At 71.6% G+C, this 17,553-nt stretch carries 16 protein-coding genes; 7 read left to right on the top strand and 9 right to left on the bottom strand.

Going from position 1 to position 17,553, the window contains the following annotated elements:
• The first annotated feature begins 2 nt into the window (after positions 1–2).
• The 4 genes from VGO10_RS15580 to VGO10_RS15595 all read left to right on the top strand — a co-directional run bounded on the left by VGO10_RS15580 (position 3) and on the right by VGO10_RS15595 (position 5,381).
• Entirely contained in the window at positions 3–545 is a 543-nt protein-coding gene (locus tag VGO10_RS15580; RefSeq protein WP_327469996.1) for a histidine phosphatase family protein, read from the top strand.
• Positions 542–2,395 (top strand): FlgD immunoglobulin-like domain containing protein, encoded by a 1,854-nt coding sequence (locus VGO10_RS15585; protein WP_327469962.1) that lies wholly within the window; start codon positions 542–544, stop codon positions 2,393–2,395. Before VGO10_RS15580 ends, VGO10_RS15585 begins: the two co-directional genes overlap by 4 nt.
• A complete protein-coding gene (locus VGO10_RS15590) occupies positions 2,374–3,849 on the top strand; it encodes an O-antigen ligase family protein (RefSeq protein WP_327469964.1) in 1,476 nt (491 codons plus the stop codon). Before VGO10_RS15585 ends, VGO10_RS15590 begins: the two co-directional genes overlap by 22 nt.
• Before the next feature lie 62 nt (positions 3,850–3,911).
• Positions 3,912–5,381: a hypothetical protein gene (locus VGO10_RS15595; RefSeq protein WP_327469966.1), complete on the top strand. Its 1,470-nt coding sequence runs from the start codon at positions 3,912–3,914 to the stop codon at positions 5,379–5,381.
• On the opposite strand, the gene VGO10_RS15600 is transcribed toward VGO10_RS15595, so the two are convergent.
• Entirely contained in the window at positions 5,347–5,853 is a 507-nt protein-coding gene (locus VGO10_RS15600; protein WP_327469968.1) for a GNAT family N-acetyltransferase, read from the bottom strand. The genes VGO10_RS15595 and VGO10_RS15600 overlap by 35 nt on opposite strands.
• Positions 5,846–6,898, bottom strand: a complete 1,053-nt coding sequence (locus VGO10_RS15605) for a hypothetical protein (RefSeq protein WP_327469970.1) — start codon at positions 6,896–6,898, stop codon at positions 5,846–5,848. Before VGO10_RS15605 ends, VGO10_RS15600 begins: the two co-directional genes overlap by 8 nt.
• Positions 6,899–6,997: 99 nt before the next feature.
• Here VGO10_RS15605 and VGO10_RS15610 point away from each other — a divergent pair, with 99 nt between their 5' ends.
• Positions 6,998–8,440 carry a lipopolysaccharide biosynthesis protein gene (locus VGO10_RS15610; protein WP_327469972.1) on the top strand — a complete coding sequence of 481 codons (1,443 nt, stop codon included), beginning with the start codon at positions 6,998–7,000 and terminating at the stop codon, positions 8,438–8,440.
• Between the two features lie 260 nt (positions 8,441–8,700).
• Here VGO10_RS15610 and VGO10_RS15615 read toward each other — a convergent pair whose 3' ends face one another.
• Genes VGO10_RS15615 through acpS form a run of 7 tightly spaced genes read right to left on the bottom strand, consistent with a single transcriptional unit; the run spans position 8,701 to position 15,857 of the window.
• A complete protein-coding gene (locus VGO10_RS15615; protein ID WP_327469974.1) occupies positions 8,701–9,639 on the bottom strand; it encodes a glycosyltransferase in 939 nt (312 codons plus the stop codon).
• Between the two features lie 6 nt (positions 9,640–9,645).
• Positions 9,646–12,111, bottom strand: coding sequence for a glycosyl hydrolase 2 galactose-binding domain-containing protein (locus tag VGO10_RS15620; RefSeq protein ID WP_327469976.1), 2,466 nt, complete (start codon positions 12,109–12,111; stop codon positions 9,646–9,648).
• On the bottom strand, positions 12,095–13,081 hold the full coding sequence (locus VGO10_RS15625) for a DUF1839 family protein (protein ID WP_327469978.1): 987 nt from the start codon (positions 13,079–13,081) through the stop codon (positions 12,095–12,097). Before VGO10_RS15625 ends, VGO10_RS15620 begins: the two co-directional genes overlap by 17 nt.
• Positions 13,078–14,010: an amino acid--[acyl-carrier-protein] ligase gene (locus tag VGO10_RS15630; RefSeq protein WP_327469980.1), complete on the bottom strand. Its 933-nt coding sequence runs from the start codon at positions 14,008–14,010 to the stop codon at positions 13,078–13,080. Before VGO10_RS15630 ends, VGO10_RS15625 begins: the two co-directional genes overlap by 4 nt.
• A 3-nt stretch (positions 14,011–14,013) precedes the next feature.
• Positions 14,014–15,183, bottom strand: a complete 1,170-nt coding sequence (locus VGO10_RS15635) for an acyl-CoA dehydrogenase family protein (RefSeq protein ID WP_327469982.1) — start codon at positions 15,181–15,183, stop codon at positions 14,014–14,016.
• Positions 15,180–15,431 carry an acyl carrier protein gene (locus VGO10_RS15640; protein WP_327469984.1) on the bottom strand — a complete coding sequence of 84 codons (252 nt, stop codon included), beginning with the start codon at positions 15,429–15,431 and terminating at the stop codon, positions 15,180–15,182. The genes VGO10_RS15635 and VGO10_RS15640 overlap by 4 nt, the downstream gene beginning before the upstream one ends.
• 48 nt (positions 15,432–15,479) lie before the next feature.
• Positions 15,480–15,857: a holo-ACP synthase gene (gene acpS, locus VGO10_RS15645; protein WP_327469986.1), complete on the bottom strand. Its 378-nt coding sequence runs from the start codon at positions 15,855–15,857 to the stop codon at positions 15,480–15,482.
• Positions 15,858–15,905: 48 nt separating this feature from the next.
• Here acpS and VGO10_RS15650 point away from each other — a divergent pair, with 48 nt between their 5' ends.
• Positions 15,906–16,394, top strand: a complete 489-nt coding sequence (locus VGO10_RS15650; RefSeq protein ID WP_327469988.1) for a GNAT family N-acetyltransferase — start codon at positions 15,906–15,908, stop codon at positions 16,392–16,394.
• A 3-nt stretch (positions 16,395–16,397) separates the two neighbouring features.
• Positions 16,398–17,504: a glycosyltransferase family 4 protein gene (locus VGO10_RS15655; protein ID WP_327469990.1), complete on the top strand. Its 1,107-nt coding sequence runs from the start codon at positions 16,398–16,400 to the stop codon at positions 17,502–17,504.
• The last annotated feature ends 49 nt before the right edge of the window (positions 17,505–17,553 follow it).

Consider the following 17,553-nt stretch of genomic DNA (forward strand, 5'->3'; position numbering starts at 1 on the left):
CCGTGGCCCTCGCCCGCCACGGGCAGACGGAGTACAACGCGGTGCGGCGCTTCCAGGGCCACCTGGCGGTGCCCTTGAACGCTCGCGGCCGCGAGCAGGCCCACGAGCTGGCGCGCGTCGCCGCCCAGCGCGAGTGGGCGACGCTGATCTGCTCCCCGCTGGCCCGCGCACGCGAGACGGCCGAGATCGTCGGCGCGGCGATCGGCCACCATCCGATCGACGACGCGCGCTTCGCCGAGACGGATTGCGGCGACTGGACCGACCTGACCTTCGATGCCGTGCAGGCCGCCGAGCCGGAGCTGTTCGCGGCCTATCAGCGGGGCGACAAGGACTTCGCCTTCCCTGGCGGCGAGTCGTTTGCCCAGCAGCAGCTGCGGGTCCTCGAGGGCATCGACGCTGCGCGCGAGGGCCCACGGGTGGGCGGGGGCGGGGTCCTCGTCGTCTGTCACCGCGGCTCGATCCGCCTCGCGCTCGCCGCGCTGCACGCCGACGACGCCCAGCGCACCGCCGAGGTCCCGAACGCGTCGTTGGTGGAGCTTCCATGAGACGCACCCCGATCACCATCTTCGGAGTGCTCGTCGCCGCGACCTTCGCGGCGTTCTTCGTGGCCCAGCGGCTCAAGAACGCGCCGAGCGTCGTGCAGCAGTTCAACGCGACCTACGTCTTCTCGCCCAATCGCGACGGTCGCAAGGACCGCGCGCACGTGACCTTCAAGGTCAAGAAGGCCGACAACGTCACCGTCGAGCTGGTCGACCACGACGGCGATCCGGTCAAGACGTTGCTGGACGACCGCCATCTGGCCGCGTATGCACCGATCAAGCCGTCGCTGAGCTGGGATGGCACCGACGACGACGGGCACACGGTGCCCGACGGCCGTTACCGCGTGCGGATCACGCTGCGCCACCTCGGCCGCTCGGTCATCCCGCAGCGCTCGCTGCTCAAGGACACCAAGCCACCGCAGCCCAAGGTCCTCTCGATCGGGCCGGTGAAGGTCTATGGCCCCGAGCTGCTGCCCGAGCCCGGCGGCGGCAAGGCCGAGGTGCACTTCGGCCCGGCCTTGGGCGCCAAATACGCGCAGATCCACGTCTTCCGCACCGGCCCGGGCGCGCCGCGCGCGGTCCGGACCGACCCGCTGCGCGCGGGCCAGACCGAGTGGGACTGGGATGGCACCAACGGGCACGGGCGGCGCGTCTCGCCGGGGACCTACCTCGTCGTGCCCGAGTGGCGCGACAGCGCCGGCAACATCGGCACGGGCGTGCCGCTGGACCGCGCGGGCCTGCCGATTTTGACGCGCGGGCGCCTACCAGGCCGCGGCGGCGTGACCGTCCGTTACCTCGGCGCGCAGACGCCCGTCGCGCCCGCCAAGGCGCGCGACCGCGTCGAGATCCAGGTCGACGCCCGCCAGCAGCGCTACGCATGGAACGTCCGGCGCATCGGCGACCCCACGATCCGCGCGCACTCGACCAAGTCCAAGACGAAGACCAAGGTGGTGTTCTCGGCACCGGGCGGCAAGTCGGGGGTCTACGTCTTCACCGCGCACACCGCGTCGCGCGCCACCCGCGTCGTCTTTCCGGTGCAGGCGCGCCAGCCGGTCGCCGGCACGGCTGCCAAGCCGCGCGGCGTGCTCGTCGTGTTGCCCTACGTGACCTGGCAAGGTCGCAACGCCGCCGATGACGACGGCGACGGCGCGCCCAACACGCTCGACCTCGGCGTGCCGGTGCGCCCGGTGCGGATCATGGCCGGCAACGGCCTGCCGGTGAACTTCACCGGGCAGGAAGGTCAGCTGCTGCGCTGGCTGGATCGCAACGGCAAGCGCTATGACATCACCACCGACCTGGCGCTGGCGCTCAAGCGCGGCCCGCAGCTCGCAGGTCACCATGGCGTGCTCATCCCGGGCGACGCGCGCTGGCTGCCGGCCGGCGTCCGCGTCGCGCTGCGCGCGTTCGTCAAGGCCGGCGGGACGGTCGTCTCGACCGGCACCGATAGCCTGCGTCGCTCGGTCTTGCTGGACGCCAAGTCGCGCTTGGCCAACCCGTCGCCGGCCAAGCCGACAGACCTCTTCGGCGCCAAGATCGCACCGGTCGTGCACAAGACGACCACGTTGGAGCTCTTCACGCAGGATCCGAAGATCGACCTCTTCAAGGGCGCCGATGGCCTCTTTCCGAACGTCGATGCCTGGGAGGCGACCGACCGCGTCGGCGACGAGGCCGACCTGCTCTCCAACGCGGTCACGTCGACCAGGTACGGGAGCAAGACGGTCATCGTGGCCGCCCGCTTCGGCAAGGGCCTGGTCATCCGTCCGGGCTTCCCGTCGTTTGCCCGGCGTGTCGCCACCAACTCCGACCCCGCCACCAGCGCGCTGATGGCCCGGATGTGGACGCTCCTCTCCCACTGATCCTCGCCGCCCTGTTTGCCGCCGGTGCCGTGCTCCTGCCCGGTGCCCGCTGGCGCGCGCTCTCGACACTCGGCGCGCTGATTCTGGCGCCGGCGCTGCTGATCTCAGACATCTGGGACACCGATCAGGTGCGCCCGCTGCGCGACCACCCGTCGGTCGCGGTGGCTGGGATCGTCGTGGGTGTCGCGGTGCTGGCGGGCCTGGCGATCCTCTTTGACCGCAAGCCGGCGGCGTTCCCGATTGCGGCTGCGGCTGCCATCCCGTTCCGTGTGCCGATCGCTTCTGGCGGGTCGACCGCCAACTTGTTGGTGCCCTTGTACGTCGTCGTCGGCGCGGGCGCGTTGGCGTATGCGATCCCGCGGATCTTCGGGGCGAAGTCCGAGCTGCAGGAGCGCAAGGCCACCATCTTGGAATGGCTGCTGGCGGGCGCGGTCGTGCTCTACGCCGTCCAGTCGTCCTACTCCGATGACTTCGACAAGGCCTTGGAGAACGTCGTCTTCTTCTACGTGCCCTTCGCGCTGCTCTTCGCGCTGCTGGCCCGGATCACGTGGACGCGGCGCCTGGCGGTGCAGGTCCTCGGCGTGCTCGCGGCGCTCGCGCTGGCGTTCGCCGCGGTGGGCTTCGTGGAGTACGCGACGCGCCATCTGTTCCTCAATCCCAAGGTGATTGCCTCGAACCAGTTCGAGAGCTACTTCCGCGTCAACTCGCTCTTCTTTGACCCCAACATCTACGGGCGCTTTTTGGCGATTGTGATGCTGGGGGTCGCGACGGTGTTGATCTGGGCGCGCCGCCCGCGCGACGTCTGGGGTGCGGCTGCGGTGCTCGCGGTGCTGTGGGCTGGGTTGGTGCTGACGCTGTCGCAGTCCTCGTTCGCCGCGCTGTTGTTGGGGCTGTTGGTCTTGGCGGGCGCGCGCTGGAGCCCGCGCTGGGCGCTCGGCGTCGGCGCGGCCGCGTTGGTCGTCGGTGCGCTCTTCGTCCTCGTCGCGCCCTCGTCGGTGCGGCTGGATCTCAACTCCTCCAAGTCGGCCGACACGGCGACCAGCGGACGCTATGACCTCGTCAAGGGGGGAGTGAACCTGTTTGCCGACAAGCCGCTGCAGGGGTACGGCAGCGGCGGCTTCTCCCGGGCCTACCGGCGCGCGGAGAAGGGCTCGGCCGAGAAGGCGGTGTCGGCGTCGCACACGATCCCGATCACGGTCGCCGCCGAGCAGGGCGCGCCCGGGTTGTTGGTGTACCTGGCACTGCTGGCCGCGGCGTTCCTGTTGCTCTTCCGCGGTGTACGCGGGGATCCCGTGCGTGCGGCGATCGCCGCCGCCTTCGCGGCACTCGTGCTGCACACGTGGAGCTACGCGTCGTTCCTGGAGGACCCGCTGGCGTGGGCGCTGCTCGGGGTGGGCCTGGCGCTGGCCTTGGCGGCGCGCACGAGCGCGCAGACGTCGCCACTGTCTCCATGAGCACCCGCCGTACCACCAAGGGGTCAGACCCCAAAACGAAACTGCGCGCAAATGACTCGGAAGTGCGGAGACGCGAGTTGTTCGTCGTCGGCGCGCTGGCCGCCGTCGCGGTCGCCTTCTGGGCGCTCGTCCCGACCTATCCCAACTACGACGCCTACTACCACCTGGTCTGGGGCCGCGAGATCGTCGCCGGCCACCTGCCGACGTTCGAGGCCTACCAGGCGCCGACCGAGCATCCGCTGTATCTCGCGATCTGCGCGGTCCTCGGCCTCTTCGGCGAGCACGGCGACCGATTGTTGGTGCTCTTCACCTGCCTCTGTCATGTCGCCTTCACCTACGCCGTCTACCGCCTCGGGACCGCGATGTGGGATCGCAAGGCGGGGCTCGCCGCCGCGCTGCTGGCGGGCTCGTCGTTCGCGCTGCTGCTCTACGCGGCGCGTGCCTATGTCGACGAGCCATTCCTCGCGCTCGTGCTCTGGGCGGGCGCGCTCGAGGCCGAGCGCTCGCCTTCCCTGATCCGTGTCGTCTCACCACGACATATGGAGGGTGAGACGACACGGACCTCGGTCCGGAGCGGTGATCCGGCGCCGCGGCCCGACCTCGGCGGCCGCACCGTCTGGCTCCTGCTCGTCCTGGCCGGCCTGCTGCGCCCCGAGGCGTGGCTGCTCGGCGGCGCCTACTGGCTGTGGCTCAGTTGGCGCGCGGGGCGGCCGCTGTGGCAGATCGTCGCGCTGCCGCTGATCGCTCCGCTCATCTGGTGCGCGGTCGACGCGCTGGTCACCGGCGACCCGCTCTTCAGCCTGCACTCCACCTCCGACCTCGCCGATGAGCTCAACCGCACGCGCGCGTTCTCCGAGGTCCCCGGCGACTTCGTCTCGTTCCTGGTCGACACCGCACGCCTGCCGGTCGCGCTGGCGGCGCTCGCCGGCATCGCCGTGTCGTGGCGCCGCCGCGACGCGCGCGCCGTCCACGTCGCGCTCGCGCTCTTCCTCGCCGGCTCGTTGACGTTCTTCGCCACCTCGGTCGCCGGGCTCTCGGTGCTGCCGCGCTACCTCACGGTGCCCGCCGTCGCGCTCTGTCTGCCCGCGGGCTACCTCGTGACGCGCTCGCGCGCGCTGCTGGCGGTCGCTGTCGTCGCTGGGCTGGCGTTCGTCGTCATCCGCGCCGACGCCTTCGACAAGCTCGCCACCGAGCTGCGCTTCATCCGCACCACGCACGACGACCTCACCGCGGTGCTGCACACGCCCGCCGTGGCGACCGGCCGGCGCTGCGGCGCGGGCACGCTGCCCAACTACCGGCTCGTGCCCGACACGCGCTGGATCCTGCACGCGTCGCAGAAGCAGGTCGGCTCCCGCAGCGCGGTGCAGCGTGAGCACGGGGTCGCCCTGCTGCTCGTCGGCGAGAAGCTGCTGCGCCGCTACGGCTTCGCCGACGGGGCGAGCCCGAAGACCAACGCACCGCCCGACGGCTTCATCCGCGGGCCGATGCGCGGCGGGTTCACGGCGTACGTGTCGTGTCCCGCAAGTGGATGAACTCGGGCGCGAAGCCCTCGCGTTCGTAGAAGCGCAGCGCGTCGACGTTCTGGGCGATCGCCGTGACCTGCAGCCCGCCGTAGCCGCCGCGGCCGACCTCTTCGCGGATCAGCGCGATCATCCGCGCGCCGATGCCGGTCCCGCGTGCCTCGGGGGAGACGCTGAGCGTCTCGATGTCGAGTTCGCGGCGCTCGGTCGCCCACGTCGTCGACGTGCGCTCTACGGGGCGGATGAAGGCATAGGCCAGCACGTGCTCGCCGCGGCGGGCGACCAGGAGGAACGCGCCGTTGTCTTCGGCCAGCCACGCGGCGTACTGCGCCCGCCGGCGCGTCCACGCGTCCTCGTCGGACCGGACCGCGCCGAGCTCCGGCGCGATGGCGTGGTGGTGGTCGCGCAGCGCGAGCCACAGCGCGTGCGGCGCGTCGAGCAGCTCCTCGCCGCCGCGGATGATCTCGATGGAGTCGTCAGCCATGGGTGATCCCGAGGGTTCGGAGACGATCCCACAGCGGGGCGTTCTGGTTGGCGGCCGTCTGCTCTAGCGCCCAGGTGCGCAGCGCGAGGTCGGGGTCGGTCCGGCGGCCAGCCTCCTCGGTCAGGGCGGCAGCGAACGCGTCGGCATCGGCCGCCGTGGTCACGGCGTTGGACCAGGTGCGGACCCCCGCCAGCTCCGGCGTCACCGTGCGCCGGCCGAGCCGCGCGTACTTGAGGATCCGGTAAGGCAGCCCGGCGTCGTTGAACGGCTCGACCTTGAACGGGACGATGCCGACGTCGGCGCAGAGGATCAGCCGCGACGCCTCCTCGTCGGAGCGCGCGCCGAGCCAGACGAAGCCGGGATGCGCGCGACACCACGCGTAGTCAGGGTCGTCCTGGCACTCGTCGTCGTGCCAGGCGCCGACGAGCAGCAGCACGAGGTTCGGCATCCGCTCGGCCACCGCGCGCAGCAGCGCCCAGTCGGTGCGCCAGCCGAGGTGCCCGAGCGAGACGGCGATGACGGGCGTCGTGGGGTCCGGCGCCGGGAACGTGTCGGCCGCGAGCGGGACGAGCGTCGCGGTGCGGCCGGCCTCGTCCTCGAGGCGCGCGAGCTCGCCGCTGGCGACGAACGTCAGCGAGGAGAGCTGGGCGGCCGCCTCGTGCAGCTCGCCCAGGCGCGCGCGCAGGTGCGGGCCGGCGTCGTAGGCGTGCTCGTAGCGGTCCCAACGGCCGTACCAGAGCTCGCAATCGTCGGTCCGCGCCAGGATCGCACGGGCCAGCAGCACCTGGACGGGGTGGAAGATCACGATGACCTTGGGTCGGTCGCCCTTGCGGCGCAGCGCCTTGATCAGCCGCTTGGCAACGCCGTTGGCCAGCGCGTCGCCGAGGACGTGGGGCAGGCGCGCCAGCGCGCCGTAGGGCACGCGCGGAGGGTCGACGGCGACGACGCCGTCGGCCCGCAGCAGATCCTGCGCCTGATCGCGCAGGATGAAGCCGTCCAGCGGGCGCGGGAGCAGCAGCAGGCAGAGGGGGCGCAGGTCGGCCACGGCGGTGCAGCGTAGAAGGTCGCGCAAACGCAGGCCGGGACATCTGGCCCGCCCGGGCGGGCCAGATGTCCTTCGCGTCGGTAGCGTGCCGCCGACCGCATGGCCGGCCTCTTCCGTCGACTCTTGGCCAGCACCTTCGCCTACCAGGCTCCGAGCATCCTCTCGAGCCTGCTGGCGCTCGTCACGCTGCGCCTCTACACCGGCCATCTGAGCACGGCCGACTACGGCTACGCGGAGAACCTCCTCACGGCCATCATCTTCACCTCGATCCTGCTGCGCTTCGGGATCGGCGAGGCGTTCGTGCGCTTCTGGTTCGATGACGAGGACCACGCGCGGCGGGTCGACCTCGCCCGCACGGTGACGTCGTGGACGTTGTACGTGTCGACGGTGGTGACGCTGATCGGCCTGGCCTTCGCCGGCCCGCTCTCCCAGCTGATCCTCGCCCACGACGACGCGACGCTGATGGCGATCGGCCTGCTCGGGCTGTGGGCCTTCACCAACCTCGAGGTCGCCAACGCGCTGCTGCGCGTCGAGGAGCGCCTGCGCCTCTACGTGACGATGTCGATCACCAACATCCTGCTGACCGTCACGCTGACGGTGATCCTGGTGGTCGTGGAGGACGGCGGCGCGCGCGGCTACGTGCTGGGCAACTACGGGGCCTCGACGGTGGTGCTGATCGGCCTGTGGATCCTGCAGCGCGATCGCGTGTCGTTCCGCCCGCCGCGCGGGACCGTGGCGCTGCTGCGCTTCGGCGGGCCGACCGTGCCGGCCGATGCGGCGGCCTTCGCGCTCAACGTCGTTGATCGGACCTACCTACTGCACGCCCAGTCGGCCGACGCAGCCGGGCGCTACGGCTTCGCGGCGAAGCTGTCGACGGTCGTGATCGTCGCCGTACGCGGCTTCCAGGCGGCGTGGCCACCGCTGGCCTACTCGGTGACCGACGAGGCGCAGGCCGCGCGCCTGTACGCCCGGGTGACGACGGCCTACGTCGCGGTGACCGGGGTCGTCGTCTGCGGCGTGACGCTCGTCGGCCGCTGGGCCGTGCGCGCGCTGGCGTCGGACCCGAGCTACTACGGCGCATCCGACGCGTTGCCGTGGGTCGCGCTGGGCTGGGCGCTCTACGGGCTCGTGTTGGTGTTGATCACCGTCGCGGGGCGCGCGAAGGTCACGACCCGCAACTTCCCGGCGACCGCGGCAGGGTTGGTCGTCAACGTGGTGCTCTTGGTCACGCTGGTCGGGCCGCTGGGCATCGCCGGCGCCGGCATCGCGCTCTGCGGCGCCTATGTCGTGATCGTGGCGGTCCTGTACCTGCTGACGCGGCGCCTGTTCTTCGTGCCGTTCGAGTGGGGGCGGCTGGCCTCCGCGGTGGCCGTGCTCACGGTGGTGGGTGTCGGCGGCGAGCTCCTGCTGCCGACCCACGGGGCCGTCGGCCTGCTCAGCCGCCTCGCCCTGCTGGCCGTCGCTCCAGCGCTGCTGATCGCCGCGCGCGTGGTCTCCGTGCCGGAGCTGCGCGCGCTGCGGAACCTGCGTTCCGCCCGCTGACGCACTCCGATCCGGCGTATAAGTGCGACGCAGCACTCTCCGCGTTTCGCCATCCCCGTTTTTCGTTCGGACCCGGACGAATGTTTGATGGTCAGATCCCCACGCCTTTGGGCTGGCGAGTTATGGTCGAAGTCGACGTCGCGGGTGGATCGGCACGCACGCCAGGTCTACAGGGGATGAGCAGGATCGCGGCGTCTCAGCCAGATCCGTTCAGACCCGCGACGCCTCGTGGCCGAGGCGCCGCGGGCCTAGCGGTGTTCCTACAGCGTCGGGCCGCCGCGGTTGAACTCGTGGGCCGCTTCGCGCAGGCCCTCTCCGCGGTTGGGGAAGAGGGTGGCGGTGACGTGCTTCATGTAGCGCTTGGGGTCGTGGCCGGGGGCGATGGTGGCCACGAGGGCGCGGATGATGTAGGCCCAGGCGGTGAGGAGGCGGACCGTGAAGGCGGCGGCCGCGGAGTGGTGCTTGCGCATGTAGCGGTCGCGGTTGCGGGAGAGCTCGATGATGCGCCGCTCGGGCACCGCGCCGGTGGAGAGCTGCTCGTGGTGGACCGCCTCGGCTTCCGGAACCCAGAGCGTGTGCCAGCCCGCGTCGGCGAGGCGGCGACAGAAGTCGACCTCGTCGGAGTAGACGAAGAACTGCGGGTCAAACCAGCCGATGTCGCGGGCGGCGTCGCGGCGCACGAGCAGCGCGGCCGACTGGGCCCAGTCGACATGGCGGGTCCGGCGCCCGCGGCTCTGGACGGTCAATCGCTTGTGCAGGAAGAACGCGCCGATCAGCGCGGTGGCGGGCGTCGGGAAACGCCAGGCCGAGGGCTGGACGCGGCCGTCGGGCCGCAGCAGCTTGGCGCCGGCCGCGGCGGCCTGCGTGTCCTGCGTCAGCGCGGTGTGCAGGGCGGCGGTCGCGCCGGGATGGAGCTCGGAGTCCTCGTTGAGGAGGAGGCAGAAGCGGCCACGGGCGCGCTGCAGCAGGTGGCTGTCGTTCTCGCCCTTGCCGCGGCGCTGGTCGAGGACGACGACCTCGGTCACGGTCGGATGTCGGCGCGCGGCGCCGGCCGAGCCGTCGGTCGAGGCGTTGTCGAGGACGAGCACCTCGGTCGCAAACGGCAGCGCCGCCCGCTCGGCGGCGATCGCGTCGAGACAGTGGACCAGCAGCTCGCGCTGGTCGGTGTTCACCACGCAGAAGGAGAGCTCGACGCCCAAGGGCCGTCAGGCTGCCACATCAGGGGCAGAGATCAGTGCCTCACCGATGAGGTTGAGCGCCGTCACCGTCGCGCCCTCCAGCGACGCGCCCTCGACGGTCGGCCACAGCCGCACGGTTCGCGGCACGTCGGGGACCACGACGAACGCATCCTCCTCCGCCCGAAACCCCGGGGCCACGATCCGCACACCCCACGCCAACCGCTTCGTAGTCACCGCCAACATTAAGGGGTCAGACCCCTCAACAGAGGGATTCGTCGCTGAGCAGGGGTTTTCCCCACAGGCAATTGTTGAGGGGTCTGACCCCTCAATGGTCGCGAGGAGGCCGAGGTCGGTCGGCTCCAGTGGCGGGCCCGTCGGGAAGTGGGTGGCCTGGGAGAGGAGCTCGCCGTTGGTGGCGCGCAGGGTGGCGACGACGGCGTCGTGCGCGGGTGGGCCGAAGCGGTAGGCGTAGGCGGTGTCGGCGAAGCGGCCGAGGAGGGCTTCGACGTTGTGGGTGGTGTTGCCGTGCGCGGCGAGGTGCAGCGGTGCGGTCGCCTCGGCGATGGTGTGCGTGCCGCTGGCCAGCAGCACCACGTGGAGCTCTGCGTCGAGCGGCTCGGGACCGTCGTTCGCGACGTGCACATCCACGCCGTTGAGGCCCTCGTCAACCATCCACACGGCGCGCGGCGCCAGCGTCCGGCGCAGGTGCGCCAGCGCCACCTTCGGCGCGCCCGTGTGGTCGAGCAGTCCCCAGCCGGCGCCGGGCAGGAGGTCTCGCGCCCACAGGACGATGCCGCCGGCGCAGCCCGAGCCCGCGCGACGCCATTCGCCGAAGACGTACGACATGGCCTCGCCGCTGACCTGGCGCCCGAGGGCGAGGTAGCGCTCCCGATCGGTAGCGCGCAGCTGGGCGGGCGGGGTGTGGTCATCCAACCCGTACATCTCGGTCAGGTAGTGATCGCGGACGTCGGCGAAGTCCCAGTCGGCACCGACGTCGCGCATGACGCCCTCGCCGTCGGCGACCGCACCGTCGGGCAGGTTGGCGAAGGCCAGGCACTCGGAGGCGAAGCGCACGCCCGCGGCGCGCACGTCGCTCAGCGGCCGCCGGTAGCCGCCGACGCCGAAGTAGTTTGCCACGCCCGTTCCCGGGTGAAACGGCATCGCGCCGCCGCATGGTGCCGACGGGACGTAGGGCACCTCAGCGCCCGCCGCGCGCGCCAGTTGTGGCAGCAGCACGCCGAACAGCTCACCGCGGCCAAGCGCCGGATCCACCCCGAACATCGCCGCCTGCTGCTCGACCTCGCTGTTGCCGCACAGCACCGCAAGGCTCGGCCGGCCGGCGACCTGCGCGAGCAGCGCGCGCGCCTCGTCCTCGACCTTCGCGCGGAACACGCCGTCCTCGATCGGGTAGTCGAGGTTGGCGAAGCTGAAGTCTTGCCAGACCAACAACCCCAACCTGTCGCAGGCGTCGTGAAACGCGGCGGTCTCGGGGACGCCGACGCCGGGGATCCGGATCAGGTTGATGCCCGCGTCACGCAGGGTGCGCAACGTCGCAACGACGTCCTCCTCGGCCACCGGCGTCCAGACCGCGCCGCGGACGAAGACCGGCACCCCGTTGACGGCCAGCGCGAGCGCATCGCGGTCAGCGTCGAAGTCCGGGCCGGGGGAGAGGGTGCGAAAGCCGGTCGTGCCGAGATCAACGCGCTGTGCGCCGCCGTCGAGCACGAGCGCCACGTCGTAGAGCGCCGGTGCGCCGTGCGTGTGCGGCCACCAGCGCTCGACGTCGCGGACGCGAACCTCGCCGTGCACCAGGCCGTCCGGACCGACGGTCAACGACGCGTGCTCCGGCCCCACGAACGCCTCCACCTGGGCCGGCAGGATCGCGCCGCGCAGCTGCCCGCCGCCGTCCGCCTCGACGTGATCCGGTAGCCACGTCCCGCGCAGGCGCGCGGAGATCGCGAGCACGCCGTCATCGCCATCGAGCCGCGGGCGCAGCACGATGTCATCGACCACGATCCCGCGCCGCCGCACGAGCCACACCGGCCGCCACGGCCCCACGATCGGCGGCCCCGGTGCAAAGCCCGGCGCGCGGCCGATGATCGCCGTGCGCACGAAGCGCAGCGCGCCGCCGTTCTCCACCACCTTGGTCCGCCAGCGTTGGCGCGGACGCTTGGGCTGCTCGGCGAGCACCTCGCTCAGCGCGCGGCAGCGGATCTCAAGGTCATTGCCTTCTTCGCGCAGCAACGCGCCGACGTCCGCGGTGTGCGGTGCGAACATCGACGACCCCTCCGCGACCACGACGCCGTTGAGCACCACCTCGAAGACGGTGGCGATTCCGTCGCAGGCGAGCACGACCTCCTCGCCCGCCGTTGCCGGCGGCGCATCGAAGCGCAGCGAGAACGTCGCGGCCTCGTCGTCAGACAACGGCCCGTCGGCCACGAAGCCGTCGAGCCGCACAACCTCCAGGCCGTCCTGCTCAGGCCAGCGCGGCATCCAGCCCGCCGGTCGCCCGCTCCCACGCGGCAGCGAGGGTGTCGATGGTCGGGGCCGGATCGAACGCTCGGCGCCGGGCCAGCTTCAAGGACAACAACTTGCAGCCGTTGACGATCTCGCCCATCGCGGCGACGGCGTCGGCGGCCGGTCCGTCGTCGTCCGCGTCGAACAGCCACTCGACCTCGGCGCTCAGCAGCTCGAAGCCCGACCCGACCATCCGCACGGTGGCGAACGCATAGGCGTGATAGAGCGCTGGATCGCCATCGCGCAACGCCGGCAGGTCGCGCTCCAGGGCCACGCCGAAGCGCACGAACGGGTTCGTCGCCGGCCGCAACGCGAGATGGCGGGACAAGAGCGCCCGCGCTTCGTCGCGCAGCGCGTCACCCGAAAGCCGCTCGCCCGCGTCGAACCGCACCAGCTCGGTGTACGGCGGCAGGATCTCCGGATCCACCGGCCCATCGAGCCGGAAGATCCCGCGGTAGTCCTCACCGCGCAACTCATACAACCCGGCGTTGTGGAAGTAGCGCAGCACCTCCCCCTCGCGGTCGATCGCCTCGGGCGCGATCGTCGTCTTGACGTGCTCGCGGCGGTAGCTCGTTGACGCGGTGTCGGGCAGGAACCAGGCATCGAGCTCGACGGTCATCGTCCGGCCGGCAGCCAACTGCTCAGCGATCTGATCCGGCAGCGCCCGGTAGGGCTGCATCTCGTGGATGTCGATGCCGTACAGCCGCTCCAGGTCGCCCGGGTCCGGTTTGAAGAACGTCCATTGGTCGCCCTCGAAGTCGAGGCGGACCGTCGAGCCGATCGCCGCCAGTGGCTCGTCGCCGCGCGCGTGCAGGAGCTCGATCACCACGTCGGCATAGCAGTTGCTCTCGAGGTAGGTTCGATCTCCTACAACATGCACCGCATGCGGCACATACGCCGCCGGATCGGCGCCGAAGAGCGAGACGAGGCCCGCGGACGTGCTCACCACAGCTCCCGGCGCACCTCGTCCGGCCACGCGGCCACGTCGAGCCCGTGCGTCTTCATCAGCGCCAGCACGATCCGCTCGTGGCCGAAGCCCAGGCACGCGGTGTGCGCGGTCGCGCCGTCGGCGGTCGTGATCCCATACAGCGCGGAGAAGTGGTCCTGGTGGTAGTTGAAGGACGCGATCGCGGTCGGCTCGGGGCCGGCGATCTGCACCAGGATCTCGAACTTCAACGCCTGCTCCCGCTGCGAGGCGGCCATCATCCGGCCGCTGCGCCCGAAGAACGGGTCGGCGGCGACGTCGAAGTGCGCGTCCAACCCCAGTCCGCGCAAGAGCTCCAGCGCGCGGTCGCGCCAGCCATCGCGCCACGACTGCACCGTCTCGGGCTCCGCGATCCGCACCAACTCGCGCATGTGGAACATCTGCAGCCGCGCGGGGTCGCCGGAGGGCTCGTGGCGGAACGCGTAGGAGCCGCCCGGGTCGATCGTCACGCCGCCGGCCGGCAGCGGGCCGCGCCGGCCGATCGCGGGGTAGACGGGGTAGCAGACGGCCGGCATCAGGACGAGGTCGCTCATGCACTGGTGCTCTGACCAGTCCTCATGCCTGCCCGCGGTCTCGGCCATCGCGCGCGCCTGGCCCTCGGTGCCCTCGAACGCGAAGACGGTCCCGGCCAGATGCGGGAAGTTCTCCAGGTAGCCGAGATCCTCGATCTGCTTGCGCGGGATCACCGGCGGGAAGCGCAGGACCTCGGGCGCCTCGCCGGCGGCGGTCGCGCAGCGCGTCACGTAGGCGTCAAAGCGCATCCGAACGTCCTCGTAATCGCCGCCGCGACCGTAGACGCCGGGGACGCCCGACGGGATCAGGTGCCCGGCGGCGACCAGCTCGTCGAGCAGTTGCGCCTGGTCGGGCGAGGCGGGGCGGAACTCGGCCACGGTCTAGACCTCCTTGGCGATCAGCAGCAGCCCGGCGTTGGTCTGGTGCAAGCGGTCGTTGGCCACCATCAGCGACGCGGACATCGCATCGCGCAGATGCCGGCCGATGCTGAACGGCGTGTCGTTCTTGAAGCCGACGATGCCGCAGACGCCCATCGCGCCCTGACAGACGCGCGGCACCTGCTCAGAAGCAGCCAACTTGAGGTTGTTGACGTGCAAGGCGAAGGCCATCGTGCCGAGCCGCTCGCGGTCGTCGGCCGCCGCGACGTACTCGTCCAGCGCGCGATGGACCTCGCCGCGCAGCATCGAGAGCTGCGTCATGACATGGCTGAGCTTGACGGCAGCCGGGACGGGCTCGCCGGGTGCGCGGCGTGCCGCGGCGCGCACGAAGGCGCGGGCGCGGTCGAAGGCGTCGGTGGCGATCCCCAGCCAGACATGCGACCACAGGATGTGGGAGACCGGGACCATCGTCTCGGGCGCGATCGCCGAGAACGGCGCCGGCAGCACCTGCTCGGCGGCGACCTCGGCCGTGACGGTGAAGCCGGGCGAGCACGTGCCGCGCATCCCCAGCGGATCCCACGTGCCGGAGGGCTCCATCGTCGTCGCGTCGGTGCGGTGCAGGACGGCGACCTGCTCGCCGGGGGCGGCGTCGGGGTGGGCGCGCAGCGTCGTCAGCAGATCGTCGGCGTAGCCGCCGTAGCTGACCGTTGGCGCCTGCTTTTCAAACGACGAGCGGCCGTCGGCGGCCGGGGTGAGCGCCGCGACCGAGCGGCTCATGTCGCCGCCGGTGCCGACCTCGGAGGTGACCGACGCGATCAGCCGCTGCTCGGCGACCAGCGCGCGCAGGTACTCCTCGAAGTACGGGGCGCCCTCGGCGTGGCGGACGATCGTCGCGACCTGGATCTGATGCATCGCGAAGACCATCGCGGTCGCGCCGCAGCGGCGGCCGAGCGTGAAGCAGGCGGCGGCGATCGCACGGAAGGAGACGCCGTCGCCGCCGTGCTCGGTGGGCACGAGGGCCGAGAAGGCGCGCTGCTCGCGCAGCGCGGTGACGGCCTCGATCGGGAAGCGGGCGTTGCGGTCGACGTCGTCGGCGTGGACCGCGGCGATCGTCTCGGCGATCTCGCCGATCCCGGCCAGGAAGACGGCGTCGCGATCGGCGGTGACGGTCATGCCGCCTGCGCTTCGAGCTGGGCCAGCGCAGCGGAGATCGAGGCGACCGACGCAAAGACGCTGCGCTTGAGCAGCTCGTCGGGAAACTCGACGTCGAAGGTGTCCTCCAGCGCGAGCATGACGTTCACGCTGGCGTGCGAGGTCATGCCTGCCTCATAGAGGCTTGCGTCGTCGGCAAGGGTCTCGACGTCGACGGCGAGGCGACCGTGTTCCTTGACGATCTCTCGGACTGCTGCGACAGAAGGCACGACCCTGATTATCGGTGCTGGGAGCGCGCTTCTTGATCGGCGGTCCGATCATGTCCCCACGACGACCGCGGCGGCGTAGGCGTCCTCGTGGGTGAGGCTGAGGGCGAACTCCGTGAGCCCTGCGGCGGCGGCCAGCGCGGCGGCCGGTCCGTGGAGCGTCAGCTGCGGGATGCCGGTGGCGTCGCGCACCACTTCGATCGCCGCCCAGGGGACCGCCGCGTCGCCGGGGCGCAGCACCTTCATCGCCGCCTCCTTGGCGGCGAAGCGGGCGGCGAGGCGCAGCGGATCGGGCGCACCGTCGGGGCCGCCGCACTGCGCGATTTCGGCGTCGGTGTAGACCCGCCGCAGATAGCGCTCCCCATGCTCGGCGAGCGCCTCCGCGATGGTGTCGGCCTTGACGAGATCGATCCCCACGCGCAGTGGCACGTCGGGGATGCTCGCAGGCGGGCGGGTCGGCGGCGAAGCCATAGAGTCGTGGCTCTGCGTGACGACGTCCACATCGAGCGGTGGAGCGAGGAGGACCTCGCGCTGCTGACGGCCCTCAACAGCGACGCGGTGCAGATGCGCCACATCGGCGGCGCCGAGAGCCCGGAGAAGATCGCCGAGCGCCAGCAGCGCTACGCCAAGGACCCGTTCCAGTTCCGCATCGTCGACGGTGGCGCGGCCGCCGGCTGGGTCGGCTTCTGGGAGCGCGAGTGGCGCGGCGAGAAGATCTATGAGATCGGCTGGGCGGTGCTGCCGGCCTTCCAGCGCCGGCGCCTGGCGACCACGGGGACGGCGCTGGCGCTCGACGCGGCGCGGGCCGCCGCCGCCCTCCCCGTGCACGCCTTCCCCGGCGTCGACAACGCGCCGTCCAACGCCGTCTGTCGCAAGTTGGGGTTCTCGCTCGTCGAGGCGGACATGGCGTTCGAGTTCCCGCCCGGGAGCATGATGGTGTGCAACGACTGGCGATGGGAGGGCTGAGCGTTGCGCGTCGACCTCGTCGATCCCTCTGCCTTCACGCCGCCGTATGACCGCGCGCTGGCAGCTGCGCTCGTCCGCGCTGGCCAGGATGTCCGGCTCGTCACCAGCCGCTTCGCCTACGGCGACGTCCCGCCTGCCGAGGGCTACGCGGTCGACGAGCGCTTCTACCGGCGGTCGGGGCGGGTGGGGGCGGCGGGCTCGCGCGCCCGGATGGTCGCCAAGCTCGTCGAGCACGTGCCCGACATGGTGGCCTACCGTCGCGCGGCCGCTGCTGCCGACGTCGTGCACTTCCAGTGGCTCACCGTCCAGCCGCTCGACGTGCACCTGTTGCCGCGGGCTCGCCCGACCGTGCTGACCGCCCACGACGTCCTGCCGCGCGAGCCGCGTGCGGGCCAGCTGCGTGCCCAGCGCCGGTTGTACGAGCGTGTCGATCATGTCGTCGTGCACTCCGAGCACGGTCGCGCGCGGCTGACCGGCGAGTTGGGCCTCGACCCCGCGCGCATCACGGTCATCCCGCATGGCGCGTTCACGCACCTCGCGGGACTCGACGCGCGGCTGCCGCCCGAGCTGCCCGAGCCGCCGCCCGGCACGCCGGTCGTCGCGACCCCTGGCTTGCTGCGCCCCTACAAGGGGATCGACGTGCTGCTCAACGCCTGGCGGCGCTTCGGCACGCAACCGCCCGGGGAGCTGTGGATCGTCGGGATGCCGCGGATGCCGTTGCCGACCGCGCTTCCGCCTGGCGTCCGGCTCGTCCCTCGATTTGTGACTGACGCCGAGCTGGCCGGCGTCCTGCGCCGAGCCGATCTCATCACCTTGCCCTACCGCGAGATCGACCAGTCCGGCGTCCTCTACGCCGCCCTCGGCCTCGGCCGCCCACTGCTGCTCTCCGACGTCGGCGGCTTCGGCGAGGTCGCCGCGACCGGCGCGGCCGAGCTTGTCGCGCCCGGCGACCCTGCCGCGCTGCACACCGCCCTCACCGCACTGCTCGCCGACCCCGACCGCCGCGCCGCGCTGTCGGCCGCAGCAACAGCCGCCGCGCGCACCACGTACTCCTGGGACGCGATCGCCGAGCGCCACCTCGCCCTCTACACCACTCTGCGCCATCCCTGACGCCCCCGCCAAGGCGTCGAGGGACGACTGATGGTCCATAGGCGACCAT

Source organism: Baekduia sp., assembly GCF_035996765.1.
In the GTDB taxonomy this organism is placed as follows: Bacteria; Actinomycetota; Thermoleophilia; order Solirubrobacterales; family Solirubrobacteraceae; genus Baekduia.

Excerpts from the sequence above, each read along its gene's own strand:
- VGO10_RS15585 (WP_327469962.1), top strand. The coding sequence starts at position 542 with ATGAGACGCACCCCGATCACCATCTTCGGAGTGCTCGTCGCCGCGACC.
- VGO10_RS15600 (WP_327469968.1), bottom strand. The coding sequence starts at position 5,853 with ATGGCTGACGACTCCATCGAGATCATCCGCGGCGGCGAGGAGCTGCTC.
- VGO10_RS15610 (WP_327469972.1), top strand. The coding sequence starts at position 6,998 with ATGGCCGGCCTCTTCCGTCGACTCTTGGCCAGCACCTTCGCCTACCAG.
- VGO10_RS15620 (WP_327469976.1), bottom strand. The coding sequence starts at position 12,111 with ATGCCGCGCTGGCCTGAGCAGGACGGCCTGGAGGTTGTGCGGCTCGAC.
- VGO10_RS15635 (WP_327469982.1), bottom strand. The coding sequence starts at position 15,183 with ATGACCGTCACCGCCGATCGCGACGCCGTCTTCCTGGCCGGGATCGGC.